Annotated in this window: 12 protein-coding genes and 1 pseudogene; 8 read left to right on the top strand and 5 right to left on the bottom strand. The window is 66.7% G+C overall.

What is annotated here, in order from left to right:
* From Q0627_RS18455 to Q0627_RS22560, 4 genes and pseudogenes are all read right to left on the bottom strand, one after another.
* Positions 1-200: pseudogene (locus tag Q0627_RS18455) on the bottom strand (sulfate adenylyltransferase small subunit); the annotation flags it as partial.
* The gene (locus Q0627_RS18450; protein ID WP_291015577.1) at positions 197-946 is read right to left on the bottom strand and encodes a phosphoadenylyl-sulfate reductase; all 750 of its coding nucleotides are present in this window, start codon (positions 944-946) and stop codon (positions 197-199) included. The gene Q0627_RS18450 and the pseudogene Q0627_RS18455, both read right to left, overlap by 4 nt.
* Positions 943-3,021 carry a nitrite/sulfite reductase gene (locus Q0627_RS18445; RefSeq protein ID WP_291015578.1) on the bottom strand — a complete coding sequence of 693 codons (2,079 nt, stop codon included), beginning with the start codon at positions 3,019-3,021 and terminating at the stop codon, positions 943-945. Before Q0627_RS18445 ends, Q0627_RS18450 begins: the two co-directional genes overlap by 4 nt.
* 149 nt (positions 3,022-3,170) lie before the next feature.
* Positions 3,171-3,260, bottom strand: coding sequence for a putative leader peptide (locus Q0627_RS22560; protein WP_366852097.1), 90 nt, complete (start codon positions 3,258-3,260; stop codon positions 3,171-3,173).
* Positions 3,261-3,397: 137 nt separating this feature from the next.
* Here Q0627_RS22560 and hemW point away from each other — a divergent pair, with 137 nt between their 5' ends.
* The 6 genes from hemW to Q0627_RS18415 all read left to right on the top strand — a co-directional run bounded on the left by hemW (position 3,398) and on the right by Q0627_RS18415 (position 12,006).
* Positions 3,398-4,573 (top strand): radical SAM family heme chaperone HemW, encoded by a 1,176-nt coding sequence (hemW, locus tag Q0627_RS18440; protein WP_291015583.1) that lies wholly within the window; start codon positions 3,398-3,400, stop codon positions 4,571-4,573.
* A gap of 170 nt (positions 4,574-4,743) precedes the next feature.
* Positions 4,744-5,550 (top strand): SDR family oxidoreductase, encoded by an 807-nt coding sequence (locus tag Q0627_RS18435; protein WP_291015580.1) that lies wholly within the window; start codon positions 4,744-4,746, stop codon positions 5,548-5,550.
* 27 nt (positions 5,551-5,577) lie between these two features.
* Positions 5,578-6,852 (top strand): acyl-CoA dehydrogenase family protein, encoded by a 1,275-nt coding sequence (locus tag Q0627_RS18430; protein ID WP_298811844.1) that lies wholly within the window; start codon positions 5,578-5,580, stop codon positions 6,850-6,852.
* Positions 6,853-6,898: 46 nt separating this feature from the next.
* A complete protein-coding gene (locus Q0627_RS18425; protein WP_291016734.1) occupies positions 6,899-7,945 on the top strand; it encodes a phosphotransferase family protein in 1,047 nt (348 codons plus the stop codon).
* Between the two features lie 40 nt (positions 7,946-7,985).
* Entirely contained in the window at positions 7,986-8,672 is a 687-nt protein-coding gene (locus Q0627_RS18420) for a TetR/AcrR family transcriptional regulator (protein ID WP_291016731.1), read from the top strand.
* A 112-nt stretch (positions 8,673-8,784) separates the two neighbouring features.
* Complete coding sequence (locus tag Q0627_RS18415; RefSeq protein ID WP_298811842.1) at positions 8,785-12,006, top strand: carboxyl transferase domain-containing protein; 3,222 nt, start codon at positions 8,785-8,787, stop codon at positions 12,004-12,006.
* Between the two features lie 19 nt (positions 12,007-12,025).
* On the opposite strand, the gene Q0627_RS18410 is transcribed toward Q0627_RS18415, so the two are convergent.
* The gene (locus Q0627_RS18410; RefSeq protein ID WP_298811840.1) at positions 12,026-12,484 is read right to left on the bottom strand and encodes a type II toxin-antitoxin system VapB family antitoxin; all 459 of its coding nucleotides are present in this window, start codon (positions 12,482-12,484) and stop codon (positions 12,026-12,028) included.
* 109 nt (positions 12,485-12,593) lie between these two features.
* On the opposite strand from Q0627_RS18410, the gene hrcA reads away from it, so the two are divergent.
* Entirely contained in the window at positions 12,594-13,628 is a 1,035-nt protein-coding gene (gene hrcA, locus Q0627_RS18405; RefSeq protein WP_291016722.1) for a heat-inducible transcriptional repressor HrcA, read from the top strand.
* 83 nt (positions 13,629-13,711) lie between these two features.
* A partial coding sequence (locus Q0627_RS18400) for a DnaJ domain-containing protein (RefSeq protein WP_298811839.1) occupies positions 13,712-14,283 on the top strand: 572 nt, incomplete at its 3' end.

Here is a 14,283-nt window from a genome sequence, read left to right as displayed (position 1 = left end):
GCCTTGAGCGCCAGGTGCAGCAGGACGGTGGAGTCCTTGCCGCCGGAGAACAGGATCACCGGACGCTCGAACTCGCCGGCCACCTCGCGGAAGATGTGAATGGCCTCGGATTCGAGTGCGTCCAGGGTGGTGAACTCGTCTTCCGGTACCTCGTCGATAAACACGTCGGCGCCTGCTCTGCTGGTATCGATGGTGGTCATGCGTGCAGCCCACATTCTGTCTTGGCGCGGCCGGCCCAACGGCCACTGCGCTTGTCGGATCCGGGTTCGGGTTTGGCCGTGCACGGTGCGCAGCCGATCGACGGATAGCCTTCGTCGACAAGAGGATTGACGAGGACGCCGTTGGTGTCGATGTAGTCCTGCATGACCTCGTCCGACCACGGGGCGATCGGGTTGATCTTGACCAGCCCGAAACCTTCGTCGAACGAGATCAGCGGGGCATTGGCCCGGGTGGGTGCCTCGACGCGGCGGATGCCGGTGATCCAGGCATCGTAGCGGGCCAGATTCGCCTTGAGCGGCACCACCTTGCGCAGCCGGCAGCATTCGGCGGGGTCACGGGAGAAGAGGTTGCGGCCCAGCAGCGCGTCCTGCTCGGCGACCGTATGCTCGGGGTGGAGATTGACCATCTCGACGCCGTACACCTGCTCGACCGCGTCACGCGTGCCGATGGTCTCCGCGAAGTGGTAGCCGGTGTCCAGGAACAGGACTTTGAGCTGGTGCCCGTCGAGCAGTTCGGTATCGACATGCTTGGCGGCCAGGTCGACGAGTACCGCGTCCTGCATGTTGGAGGCCACCACGAAGTTGTCACCGAAGGTGGTTGCCGTCCAAGCGATCAGCTCCTCCGGTGTGGCATCGGGGCCGAGTTCGACCGCGCCCTGCTCGGCTATTGCGCGGAGTTCGTCCTCGCTGTGCCGACGCCCGGTGCGGGTGATCGTTCCGGTGGTCATCGCAATGCCTCCTCATCCGCGCGAACGGCCCACTGCGCGAACCGTTCACCTTCTTCACGCTGCTCGACGAAATTGCGGACGACCCGATCGATGTAGTCGCCCATCTCGGCGGAGGTCACCTTGTGCTGGCGGAGCTTGCGGCCGAAACCGGAGTCGAGGCCGAGGCTTCCGCCCAGATGAACCTGGAAACCTTCGGTCTGGCCGCCGTTGTCGTCCTCGACGAGCTGACCCTTGAACCCGATGTCGGCGATCTGCGACCGTGCGCACGAGTTGGGGCAACCGTTGATGTTGACGGTGATCGGGACGTCGAGCTTGTCGTTGATGTCGGCCAGGCGTTCCTCGAGCTCGGGCACCAGATCCTGTGATCGCTTCCGGGTCTCCACGAACGACAGTTTGCAGAACTCGATCCCGCTGCACGCCATGAGATTCCGGCGCCAATTGGACGGACGGCCCGAGAGACCGTATCCGGCGAGTTCTTCGATGAGGGAATCGACCTTGTCGTCGGGAACATCGAGCACGATGAGCTTCTGGTAGGGCGTGAACCGGATGCGGTCCGAACCCACGCGCTCGGCGGCGTCGGCGACGGCGGTGAGCTTGGTGCCCGATACCCGGCCCGCGATGGCGGCGAAGCCGACGGCATTGAGGCCGTTCTTGAGTTTCTGCACACCGACGTGATCGCGGGGGGCCTTGAGCGGCTCGGGCGCGGGGCCGTCGATGAGCTTGCGGCCGAGGTACTCATCCTCCAGGACCTGCCGGAACTTCTCGATACCCCAGTCTTTGATGAGGAACTTCAGTCTGGCTTTGGAGCGCAGCCGCCGGTATCCGTAGTCACGGAAGATCGAGCACACACCCTCCCACACGTCGGGAACCTCGTCGAGCGGCACCCAAGCGCCGACCCGCTGGGCGAGCATCGGATTGGTCGACAGGCCACCGCCCACCCACAGGTCCAGGCCCGGGCCGTGTTCGGGATGCACCACGCCGATGAAGGCGACGTCGTTGATCTCGTGCGCCACGTCCTGCAGGCCCGAGATGGCGGTCTTGAACTTACGCGGCAGGTTCGAGAGGTTCTTGTCGCCGATGTAGCGGCGCACGATCTCGTCGACCGCCGGAGTGGGGTCGAGTACCTCGTCGACGGCCTCGCCGGCCAGAGGCGAACCGAGGACTACGCGGGGGCAGTCGCCGCACGCCTGCGTGGTCTTGAGCCCGACGGCCTCGATGCGTTCCCAGATGGTGGGGACGTCCTCGACGCGGATCCAGTGGTATTGGACGTTCTCGCGGTCGGACAGATCGGCGGTGTCGCGGGCGAACTCGGTGGACAACTGCCCCAGGGTGCGCAATTGCTCGGCCGACAGGGCGCCGCCGTCGCAGCGGATCCGCATCATGAAGTGGTTGTCTTCGAGAAGGTCGATGTTCTCGTCGCCGGTCCAGGTGCCGTCGTAGCCTTCGCGGCGCTGGGTGTAGAGGCCCCACCAGCGCATCCGGCCGCGCAGATCCTGCTTGTCGATCGAATCGAAACCGTTCTTGGCGTAGATGTTTTCGATGCGGGCACGCACGTTGAGCGGGTGGTCGTCCTTCTTGACCTGCTCGTTGGGATTGAGGGGCTCGCGGTAGCCGAGCTTCCACTGGCCTTCGGCGCGGCGCTTGACGGGGCGGGGCGCACGGGCCGGCGCATCGCCGTTCGCGGCCGCGGCACGAGGCGTTCGGGGAGTACGGGTCCGGGGTGCTGCCTCGCCGTCTGCGCCGGCGCGGGGTGTCCGTGGGGTCCGCGCCCTCGGGGTGGCCTCACCGTCGGCGGCGGGGCGGGGCGTGCGGGCACGGACCGGAGTCTCACCGTCGGCGGTTGCAGGACGCGGAGTGCGGGCACGGACCGGCGTCTCGCCGTCGGCGGCGGCGCGCGGCGTGCGCTGACGGACGGGCGTGTCGCCGTTCGACGTGGCGCGGGGGGTGCGAGGGCGGGTGCGAGGCCGGGCTCCGGCCGCGGCAACCGTATCCGTGTGTGTGCCGTCGGCGGGTTCGGTGCCTTCGGAGGGGTCGGTGTTATCCGAGGCCGTGAGGGCATCCGTGGTCGACGTCATGAAGTCTCCTGTAGGCGCGCAGCGCCGTGTCAGTCACGATCAAATGGGCTGAAGATCACGTGGCGGCATCCCGCGAGCGGGGACAGTTCGGGGCCGGGAATCCGTGGCGGTCAATCGCTGGTGCGGGATCCGCAACGGTCACACGTCGTCTAAGGACGACAGGATGCGCTGGCTACGCGCTTGAGATCAATGTGGCGACGCATCGTCAGCCACACCCCGGGTGAAGTCACGCCCTCCATCGTGCCACGCGAAGCCCCGTCGCGTCTACTTGGGCTTATTTTTCCTCACGATGAGGTAAAAGCCGGATTGTGGATAGTCGCAGGACACGGCGCATGATGGGCGGGTGAGTTCCACCTTCGACGCCGCCACTGTATCGGTGGCGCCCGCGGTCGCGTCGGCATGCCGGTCGGCCGACTCGTCGACAGGATTCGGGCTCTACCTTCACGTGCCGTTCTGCGCCTCACGCTGCGGCTACTGCGACTTCAACACCTACACCGCAGGCGAACTCGGATCATCGGCGTCCCCGGCATCATGGCACGAGGCGGTCGCCCGCGAACTGGACATCGCCGCAGCCGTCCTGACGCCGACCCGGCCGGTGTCGACGATATTCGTCGGCGGCGGTACCCCGTCGCTGCTCGGTGCGACAGGCCTGACCCGGCTGCTCGATGACGTACGAAGAAGTTTCGATCTGGCCCCGGGTGCGGAGGTGACCACCGAATCCAACCCTGAGTCGACATCGCCGGAGTTCTTCGCCGGTCTGCGCGAGGCCGGCTACACCCGTATCTCACTCGGCATGCAGTCGGCGGCACAGCACGTGCTGGCCGTCCTCGACCGCAGGCACACCCCCGGACGTGCCGTCGCCGCGGCCCGCGAGGCACGCGCCGAAGGCTTCGAGCACGTCAACCTCGACCTCATCTACGGCACCCCCGGCGAGTCCGATGACGACCTGCGGGCCAGTCTCGATGCGGTCCTGTCCGCGGGCGTCGACCATGTGTCGGCGTATGCGCTCATCGTCGAGGACGGCACCGCACTGGCCCGGCGGGTGCGTCGCGGTGAACTGCCCGCCCCCGACGACGATGTGCTGGCGAACCGCTATCAGCTCATCGACGCACGCCTGGCCGGTGCCGGACTGCACTGGTACGAGGTGTCGAACTGGGCGTCGGGCCCGGACTCGGTGTGCCGGCACAACATCGCCTACTGGGACAGCGCCGACTGGTGGGGGATCGGCCCCGGCGCCCATTCGCATGTCAACGGTGTGCGCTGGTGGAACCACAAGCATCCCGCGCGCTACGCCGGCACGCTGGCCGACGGCGTCCTGCCTGTCGCCGACAGTGAGACGCTCGACGACGAGGACCGCCACACTGAACGCCTGATGCTCCAGATCCGTTGCCGCACAGGCCTACCCAAGGATGACCTGGCAGGGCATGAGCTCTCGAGGGCCGACGTCTTCGTCGCGGACGGCCTGCTGGAAGCGACCCCCACCCACCTGATCCTCACCGACGCCGGGCGCCTTCTCGCCGACGGCATCGTCCGCGACATCCTCACCGCGTAACCGTTCCAGGTAATCAACTCATAAGCGGTAGCCCCCGCCGGCTATGAGGTGCGAGCCGGCTCGGTCGCTGGGCGACCTCGCGCCTCAACCGGCAAGAGGTGCTTTCGTCGTAACTGCCGTATCGGATGTCGAGTATTGAACTTGAAGGTGGATTCAACTACGGTGTGGGAATGCAGGTTGACGGCAGTGTGGCTGTGGTGACAGGAGCAGGTGGCGGTATCGGGGCGGGGATTGCCCGGGCACTGGTGGCCAGTGGGGCGAAGGTGGTGCTCACCGACCTCAACGAGGACGGCGTCAGCGAAGTCGCGGCCAGCCTGCCTTCGGATTCGGCGGTGTTCGCCTCCGGTGATGCGGGTTCGGTGGAGCACATCGACGAGGTGGTCCGGCTCGCCGAGAGCACCTTCGGGCCTGTCGACTTCTACTTCGCCAATGCCGGCATCGGCGGCGGACCGGGGCTGCAGGCGACCGAGGAGCAGTGGGACGCCGCGTTCAATGTCAACGTGATGGCGCATGTGCGGGCGGCCAAGCGTCTCGTTCCCGGATGGGTCGAACGGGGCAACGGCTATTTCGTCAGCACCGCGTCGGCGGCCGGATTGCTCACTCAGCTCGGGTCGTCGACGTACGCGGTCACCAAGCACGCGGCGGTCGGATTCTCCGAATGGCTCAGTGCCACTTACGGAACCCGCGGCGTGAAGGTGAGCTGCCTGTGCCCGATGGGCGTCGACACGAACCTGTTGCGGCCCAATGAACCGGCCCCCGCGGGCTCCGACGAGGAACTGATGCAGCGGGCGGTGACCTCCGCCGGGCGGGTGCTGACCACCGATGAGGTGGCCACCGCGGTTCTCGACGCCATCGCCGACGAACGCTTCCTGATCCTGCCGCACCCCGAGGTCCTGGACATGTACCGGCACAAGGGAACCGACTACGACCGCTGGTTGCGCGGGATGCAGCGCTACCAGAGCACGCTGATGAGCTGAAGAAACCAACGAGGATCTGGAGACGACGTGGACACACTTTTCGAGCCGTCCGAACGCGCCGAGGGCTACCGGCAGCGACTGCTGGCATTCATGGACGAGCACATCTACCCCAATGAGTCCGTCTACGAAGAGCAGATGCGTGAGCTGGCGGCGGCGGGCAACCCGCACGCCACCCCGCAGATCCTGCTGGATCTCAAGAAGAAGGCAAAGGCCGCCGAACTGTGGAATATGTTCCACCCCTACGCCGAATGGGGGCCGGGACTGACCAACCTGGAGTACGCGCATCTGGCCGAGATCACCGGCCGCGTGCCGTGGTCGCCGGAGGTGTTCAACTGCAATGCCCCCGACACCGGGAACATGGAGGTGTTCACCCTGTTCGGAACCGACGAGCACAAGGAGAAATACCTCAAGCCGCTGCTCGACGGTGAGATCGCCTCGGCCTTCGCGATGACCGAACCGGCCGTCGCCAGCTCCGACGCCACCAACGTGGAACTTCGGATGGAACGCGACGGCGACGAGTACGTGCTCAACGGCCGGAAGTGGTTCGCCTCCAACGCTGTTCGTCCCGACTGCAAAGTGCTCATCGTGATGGGCAAGACCGATCCGACCGCGCCCACGCATCGTCAGCAGTCGATGATGGTGGTGCCGATCGACGCCCCCGGGCTCACGATCCTGCGCAACCTGTCGGTGTTCGGCTACGTCGACCGGGAAAGCCACGGCGAGTTGATCTTCGACAATGTGCGGGTGCCGTCCAAGGACGTCCTCAAAGGTGAGGGTGAGGGATTCGCGATCGCGCAGGCACGCCTGGGCCCGGGTCGTATCCATCACTGCATGCGCGCCATCGGTATGGCCGAACGCGCGCTGGAATTGCTGTGCAGGCGTGCGGTGTCGCGTACCACGTTCGGTGCGCCGCTCGCCGACCGCTCCAACATCCAGGACTGGATCGCCGAGGCGCGCATCGAGATCGAGATGGTGCGGCTGCTCACCCTCAAGGCCGCCTACATGATGGACACCGTCGGCAACAAGAAGGCTGCCACCGAGATCGCCGCCATCAAGGTCGCCGCCCCGAACACGGCGCTCAAGATCGTCGACCGCGCGATCCAGGTGTTCGGCGGAATGGGCGTCACCGACGATGTGCCGCTGGCCACCTTCTACGCCCACCTGCGCACCCTGCGGCTGGCCGACGGCCCCGACGAGGTGCACAAGCGGGCCATCGCCCGGCGGGAGCTGCGGCCGTATGTCAAGGCTCAGGCCGAGACGGTGCCGGGCGTGTCCGACGACGTGTTGTCGGCCCGCTTCTGACGAGACGCAAACGGGGGACAGGAAACAATCATGATGGGGAGACGCGGTGAGCGATAATTCGGCAGGATTGGCCTCGATTCCGGAACTGGATCTGGAAGCCTTCGGGAAGTGGTTGCACAGCAACGGAATCGACATTCCCCATCATGTGACGGTCACACGTGTGGGCATTGGTCAATCCAATCTCACCTACCTGCTCACCGACGGGGACTGGCGGTGGGTGTTGCGGCGCCCACCCGTCGGCAACCTCCTCGCCTCGGCACACGACGTGGTGCGTGAGGCGCGGATCCTGTCGGCGCTGGCCGATACTCCGGTACCGGTGCCTCATATCCACGCGGTGTGCACGGACACGTCGGTGAGTCCGGCGCCGCTGGTGGTGATGGAACACGTCGACGCCACGGTGCTGGACAACCTGCCCGCCGCGGAGGCGCTGAGCGTGCAGCAGCGCCGGTCCGTCGGCAAGTCGATGGTCGACACCCTGGCCACGATCCACGAGGTGGACATCGACGCCGTCGGGCTCGCCGACCTGGCCAGTCACAAACCGTACGCGGAGCGTCAGGTCAAGCGGTGGAGTTCGCAGTGGGAGAAGTCCAAGACCCGCGACATCCCGGCCGTCGACGACCTGACGAAACGGTTCCTAGAGGGCGCACCGGAGCAGCACGAGCTGCGTTTGGTGCACGGTGATTTTCACATCCGCAACGTGATGATCGACCCGGCCGCCGCGTCGGTGAAGGCGGTGCTCGACTGGGAACTGTCCACGCTCGGTGATCCGCTCGCCGACATCGGCAGTACGCTGGCCTACTGGCCGTCGGTCGGTGGGCCGCAGCTCAGTGCGGCGCCGGTGGAACTGCTCGACGGCTTCCCTGACCAGGCCACACTCGCCGCCGACTACGTCGAACGCACCGGACGCGACCCCAAGGCACTCAAGTACTGGCATGCGCTCGGCCTGTGGAAGGTGGCGATCATTGCCCAGGGCATTCTCAAACGCGTGCAGGACAACGAGTCGAACCGGGCCGCGGGCGGGGTGCCCACCCACACCGTCGTCGACTCGATGCTGGACATGGCGTTGTCGGTGGCCGACGACGCCGGGATCTGAGAGTTTCCGCTACAGGGCCGGGGCTGGGAAGATGTCCGATATGACAACGCGGAGCGCGCCGGAACCGACGCGACCTTTGCCGTCGCTGGCCGGGGAAGTGGCGGACAAGCCCAAACAACCCGTCACCGCGCGCGGCGAGCGGACCAGGAGTGCTCTGGTCGCCGCCGCGCGTCGTGTTTTCGAGCGAGACGGATTCCAGGAGTCCCGGCTCACCGACATCACCGCCGAGGCCAACTGCTCCACCGGAACCTTCTACACCTATTTCCAGAGCAAAGAGGAGATCCTCGACGCGGTGTTCAGCGAGGCGCACCAGGACATGCTGCACCCGGGTTATCCGCACATCGACGACGACGCTGATCCGGTCGCTGTACTCGAGGCGTCCAATCGGGCGTACTTCGAGGCGTATCGGCGCAACGCCAAGCTGCGGCTGGTCCTGGAACAGGTGACGGCCAACAGCCCCGAGTTCCGCAAACAACGACTGCTGCGTGGCAGCGCGTTCTCCGAACGCAATGCCCGCCACATCGCCCGGCTGCAGGAACGCGGTCTGGCCGACGCCGACATCGACCCGACCGCGGCGGCGCAGGCGTTGTCGGGCATGGTCTCGCGCATGGCCTATCAGGCTTTCGCGCTCGGCGACGGCGCCGATATCGATCAGTTGGTATTCACCGCAACCCGTTTGTGGGCCAACGCCATCGGCATGCACCGCCCGGACGCGCCGACCGGCTGAGAAGGCCCACTCCACCCCGCCGGGGACTGTTTATGTGTTGGTGGTGAGGGCGTCGATGCCGTGTTTTGTCTTTTTTCTTGTCCGACGCGCCGGCGTGAATCGAGGAGGGTGAATGTCGCGAGTATTGGTGGCCAACCGGGGTGAGATCGCGCTGCGCGTCATCGCCACGGCAACCGAACTGGGGATGGACACAGTCGCCGTGTACGCCGCCGACGATGCTCAGCTGCCGCATGTCGCGGCCGCGACCATGGCTGTGGCGCTGGACGGTTCGGGACCGTCCGCGTACCTGGACCGGGCCGCTGTCGTCGCCGCCGGCCGCGACAACGGCGCCGATCTGGTCCATCCGGGATACGGATTCCTCAGTGAGGACGCCGGATTCGCGGCAGCCTGTGCCGATGCCGGACTCACCTTCGTCGGACCCGACCCGCAGATCCTGAATACATTCGGTGACAAGGTGAGTGCCCGCACGGCCGCAGTCGACGCCGGGGTGCCGGTCCTGGCCGCGACCGAATCCGGCATCGACGAGGCCGCTGCGATCAAGTTTCTCGCCGGCTGCCCCGACGGCATCATGATCAAGGCTGTCGCCGGTGGCGGTGGGCGCGGCATGCGTCCGGTGGCCCACGCCGACGAGGTGTCGCGGGTGTTCCGGATGTGCGCGGACGAGGCCCGCGTCGCGTTCGGCAACGGCGACCTTTTCGCCGAGGAACTGCTGGCCGACGCGCGCCATATCGAGGTGCAGGTGGTGGCCGCACCCGGAACTGGCGGTGCGACAGTCGCTCTGGCGATAGGGGACCGGGACTGCAGCGTGCAGCGTCGGCGGCAGAAGCTCATCGAGGTAGCACCGGCCCAGTGGCTTGCCGACGATCTGCGAGCCGCGCTGCACTCCGCCGCCGTCGATCTGTGCGCCCGCAACGGTTACCGCGGCCTGGCCACCGTCGAATTCCTCGTCGCCGGTAACAGATTCGTCTTCCTGGAGGTCAATCCACGGATCCAGGTGGAACATACGGTCACCGAGGAGACGACCGGTGTGGATCTGGTGGAGGTGGGGCTACGTATCGCGCTCGGCGCGGAACTTGCGGAATTGTCTTTGCCGCAGGGTGTTTCGGCTCGGTCCGGCGACGTGACGGGAACGCCGGCGATGGCGCGCGGCATCGCAGTGCAGGCCCGCGTCAACACGGAGACCCTGTCCGCCGACGGTGAGGTGTTCGGGTCGTCGGGCACGCTCACCGGATTCTGCCCTCCCACCGGGCCGGGGATCCGGGTCGACACCTTCGGCCGGCCGGGACTGGAGATCGGTACCCGGTACGATTCGCTGCTGGCCAAGGTGATCGTGCATACGAGGGCGGCCGATTTCGGGGTGTGCCGCCGCAAGGCCGCCACCGCTCTCAACGGCTTCGCGATATCCGGTGTGGACACGAACATCGCTGTGCTGCTGTCGATTCTGTCCGACGAAGAGTTCAACTCCGGACCGGTCACCACGTCGTATCTGCAACGACACTCCGGCGAATCCGCACGTACGGCACCGGCGGTGGGCGCGGGCCCCGTCGTCGATGCCGCGGCGGGGGACGTGCTCGTGCGGGCGCGCCTGACCGGTCTGGTCGTGGAGGCCCCGGAGGCCGGGGCAACGGTGTCCGCCGGTGATCCGGTGGCCGTGCTTGAGGCGATGAAGATGCAGCACGTGGTGACCGTGGATCATCCGGTCACCGTTGACCAAGCGCTCGTGTCGGCCGGTGCGCACGTCCGGGCAGGCGACCTGCTCGCCATAGCCCACGCGGTCGACGACACCGGGCGGGATTCGGCGGTCGCCGATCTCGACCCCGACCACATCCGGCCCGACCTCGCCGAGGTGCTCGACCGCAGGTACCGAACCACCGACGCGGCCCGTCCCGATGCCGTGGCCAAACGGCACCGTGCCGGACGCCGCACTGCCCGCGAGAACATCGACGACCTGATCGATGCCGGCAGCTTCGTCGAATACGGGGCGTTGACATTGGCGGCGCAGCGCAGCAGGAGATCGGAGGAGGATCTGATCGCGAACACGCCCGGCGACGGATTCGTCGGGGGAGTAGCGACCGTCGGTGCCGACGTCCACGGCGCGGATGCGGCGACCACCGCGGTCATGTCGTACGACTACTCGGTCCTCGCCGGTACGCAGGGTATGCGCAATCACGATAAGACCGACAGATTGCTGGATGTGGTGCGGCGCAAACGTATTCCGCTGGTTCTGTTCGCGGAGGGCGGCGGGGGGCGCCCCGGCGATACCGATGCTAACGGGGCATTCGGATTGGAGCTCAACACCTTTCGCGCACTCGCCGGGCTGCGGGGCGTGGTGCCCACCGTCGCTGTGGTCTCGGGCCGCTGCTTCGCCGGCAACGCCGCTCTGGCCGGTGCCTGCGACGTGCTGATCGCCACCCCCGACGCCAACATCGGTATGGGCGGTCCGGCGATGATCGAGGGCGGCGGCCTGGGCCGGCACCGGCCCGAGGAAATCGGCCCGGTCGATGTCCAGGTGCGTAATGGAGTGGTGCACATCCTCGCCGACGACGAGGCCGGCGCGGTGGATATCGCCCGAGACTATCTGTCGTATTTCCGGGGCCCGGTGGCCGACTGGACGAAACCCGACCCGCGCCACGCGCGACATGTGGTGCCCGAGAACCGGTTACGGTCATACGACGTCCGCGCCGCTATCGACGCGATCGCCGACACCGGCACTGTGCTGGAATTGCGTCGCGACTACGGCGTCGGGGTGGTGACGGCGCTGATCCGGGTCGAGGGAGTGGCCTACGGTGTGGTGGCCAATTCCGGTCTGCACCTGGGCGGGGCGATCGACGCAGAGGCCGCCGACAAGGCCGCCGACTTTATGCAACTATGTGAAGGTCACCGGATGCCACTGGTGATGCTTTGTGACACACCAGGATTCATGGTCGGACCGGAGTCGGAGACCGAAGCGACGGTGCGCCGCTTCAGTAGCATGTTCGTCGCCGGGGCCCGACTGACGGTGCCGTTCGGGATGATCATCCTGCGCAAGGCCTACGGCCTGGGTGCCATGGCGATGGGCGGCGGCTCCTTCCATGCCCCCGAATTCACCATCGCCTGGCCGACCGGCGAAGTCGGTCCGATGGGCCTCGAAGGAGCGGTGCGGCTCGGTTTCCGCAAAGAACTCGAGTCCGCCGATCCGGCCGAGCGGGACGCGCTGTTCGCGAATCTGGTGGCGCTGGCGTACGAGCGGGGCAAGGCGCTCTACGCGGCTACCACCTACGAGATCGACGACGTCATCGATCCTGCGGTATCACGGGACTGGATCCGATTGCTCGCCCGCACCGGCGACAAATAACCCGGCGGCGGTCGGGAAGCTACCAGTTGGGGGTCTGCCAGCCACGTCGGATGCGGCGCCGGTCGCTACCGCTCGCGGACGGTGATTCGAATTGCGGGGGCGCCGGGGAACGCGGCGGCCGGACGACCGGTCCGGTGTCGGCAGTGCGCATCTGTTCCTCGACCGGGCCGTTCGCCGGGTCGAAGGCGTCCAGGTCGAGCATTCGCGCGTGGATCACATTCCGGCTGCGCAGGGCCGACCGCACGGCGCGATGCAGGCCGTCCTCCAGATACAGCTCGCCCTGCCACTTCACGACATGCGCGAACAGATCGCCGTAGAACGTCGAATCCTCACTGAGCAGGCGGTCGAGCGCCAGGACCGTGGTGGTGGTGGACAGCTCGTCGAGGCGGAACTGCCGCGGCGGGATGGTTGCCCACGTGCGGCCGGACACGTCGTGGTCGGGATAGGGTTTGCCGTCCTGAACCCTTTTGAAGATCATCGCGCCCCATCCTCCTCGGTCACTCTGGAGTGTACGGAACGACCGTCGTATGCACCGTTTCGTAAGATGATGGTCAATCTGGCGATCACGCGGCGAGGAGGGTGATGCGGTGTCCGTTACCGATGACCGGCGATTCGCGATCCTGCGTGCGATAGTCACCGACTATGTCTCCACGCAGGAGCCCGTCGGGTCGAAGAACCTGGTGGATCGGCACAAGCTCGGTGTGTCCAGCGCGACAGTGCGCAACGACATGGCAGTGCTGGAGGCCGAGGGCTACATCGCACAACCGCACACCAGCTCCGGACGGGTTCCCACCGACAAGGGATACCGGCTGTTCGTCGACCGGATCAGCGAGGTCAAACCGCTCTCACCGGCCGAACGCCGCGCGATCCTCTCGGTGCTCGATTCCGGTGTCGACCTCGACGACGTGTTGCGCCGGTCGGTGAAGCTGCTTGCCCAGCTGACGCGGCAGGTGGCGATCATCCAGTACCCGGTGCTCTCGTCCGCAACTGTCCGCCACCTCGAGGTGGTGTCGCTGTCTCCGTCGCGGCTGCTGCTGGTGGTGATCACCGACAACGGCCGGGTCGAACAGCGGATGGTGACCCTGTCGGCCGACATCGATGAGCGCGACAGCGCGCGGCTGCGTGACATGTTCTCCGTCGCCCTGCACGGCCAGCGGCTGGAAGCGGCATCGGCGGCCGTGGCCGAACTGGCCAACCAGGCGCCCGACGACATCCGTCACCACGTGGTCCGGGTGGCGACCGTGCTGGTGGAGACCCTCGTCGAGCGCGGCGACGACCGGCTCATCCTCGGCGGCACGTCCAACCTGGCGCGGTCCGCCTCGGACTTCACTCCGCTGCTCGGTGGCATGGACTCGGTGCTTGAGGCCCTCGAGGAGCAGGTCGTCGTGCTCAAGCTGCTCGCCCACACGCAGCAGGTGGGCGGGGTCACCGTGCAGATCGGTGAGGAGACGCAAACGGAGAACCTGCGGGGCACAGCTGTCGTGTCGACCGGGTACGGTGCATCGGGAACGGTGTTCGGCGGAGTGGGTGTGCTCGGCCCCACACGGATGGACTATCCAGGAACAATCGCGTCGGTGGCAGCCGTTGCCAAGTACGTGGGCGAGGTACTCGCCGAGCGGTGACCGGCCGGGATGAGCATTTCGGCATCGGACCGACGTCAGTACCGCACCGGACAATTGAGTGAGAACTGAGGACGAAGACAACCGTGGCACGTGACTACTACGGAATCCTGGGTGTTTCCAGGGACGCAGGCGATCAGGAGATCAAACGCGCCTATCGCAAGAAGGCACGCGAGCTGCACCCCGACGTCAATCCGGGCCAGGAGGAGCAGTTCAAGGAGGTCAGCACCGCCTACGAGGTGCTGAGCGACCCGGAGAAGCGGCGCATCGTCGACGCCGGCGGCGACCCGCTGGCCGGTCCGGCCGGTGGTTTCGGTGGTGGCGGGTTTGCCGGCGGGGGTCTCGGCGACGTGTTCGAGGCGTTCTTCGGTGGCGGCGGAGGCGGCTTCGGCGGAAACCGTGGCCCCAAGAGCCGGGTTCGTCCCGGCGAGCGGGCGTTCGTCAGCGTGCAACTGGACCTGGCCGAGTGCGCCACCGGTGCGCAGAAGGAGATCACCGTCGACACGGCGATCCTCTGCGACCAGTGCAAGGGTGCCGGCACCGCTGGTGACTCCAAGCCGGTGACCTGTGGGATCTGTCACGGCGCCGGTGAGATCCAGGCCGTGCAGCGTTCGTTCCTCGGTCAGGTGATGACCGTGCGCGAATGCCCCACCTGCCA

The organism is uncultured Gordonia sp. (assembly GCF_937858515.1).
GTDB lineage: Bacteria > Actinomycetota > Actinomycetes > Mycobacteriales > Mycobacteriaceae > Gordonia.
This window is presented reverse-complemented; position numbering and strand designations above follow the sequence as displayed.

What these genes read in the sequence shown, in the direction of transcription:
- Q0627_RS18450 (WP_291015577.1), bottom strand. Translation starts at nt 946, where the DNA reads ATGACCACCGGAACGATCACCCGCACCGGGCGTCGGCACAGCGAGGAC.
- Q0627_RS18445 (WP_291015578.1), bottom strand. Translation starts at nt 3,021, where the DNA reads ATGACGTCGACCACGGATGCCCTCACGGCCTCGGATAACACCGACCCC.
- Q0627_RS22560 (WP_366852097.1), bottom strand. Translation starts at nt 3,260, where the DNA reads ATGGAGGGCGTGACTTCACCCGGGGTGTGGCTGACGATGCGTCGCCAC.
- Q0627_RS18435 (WP_291015580.1), top strand. Translation starts at nt 4,744, where the DNA reads ATGCAGGTTGACGGCAGTGTGGCTGTGGTGACAGGAGCAGGTGGCGGT.
- Q0627_RS18420 (WP_291016731.1), top strand. Translation starts at nt 7,986, where the DNA reads ATGACAACGCGGAGCGCGCCGGAACCGACGCGACCTTTGCCGTCGCTG.
- Q0627_RS18415 (WP_298811842.1), top strand. Translation starts at nt 8,785, where the DNA reads ATGTCGCGAGTATTGGTGGCCAACCGGGGTGAGATCGCGCTGCGCGTC.
- Q0627_RS18410 (WP_298811840.1), bottom strand. Translation starts at nt 12,484, where the DNA reads ATGATCTTCAAAAGGGTTCAGGACGGCAAACCCTATCCCGACCACGAC.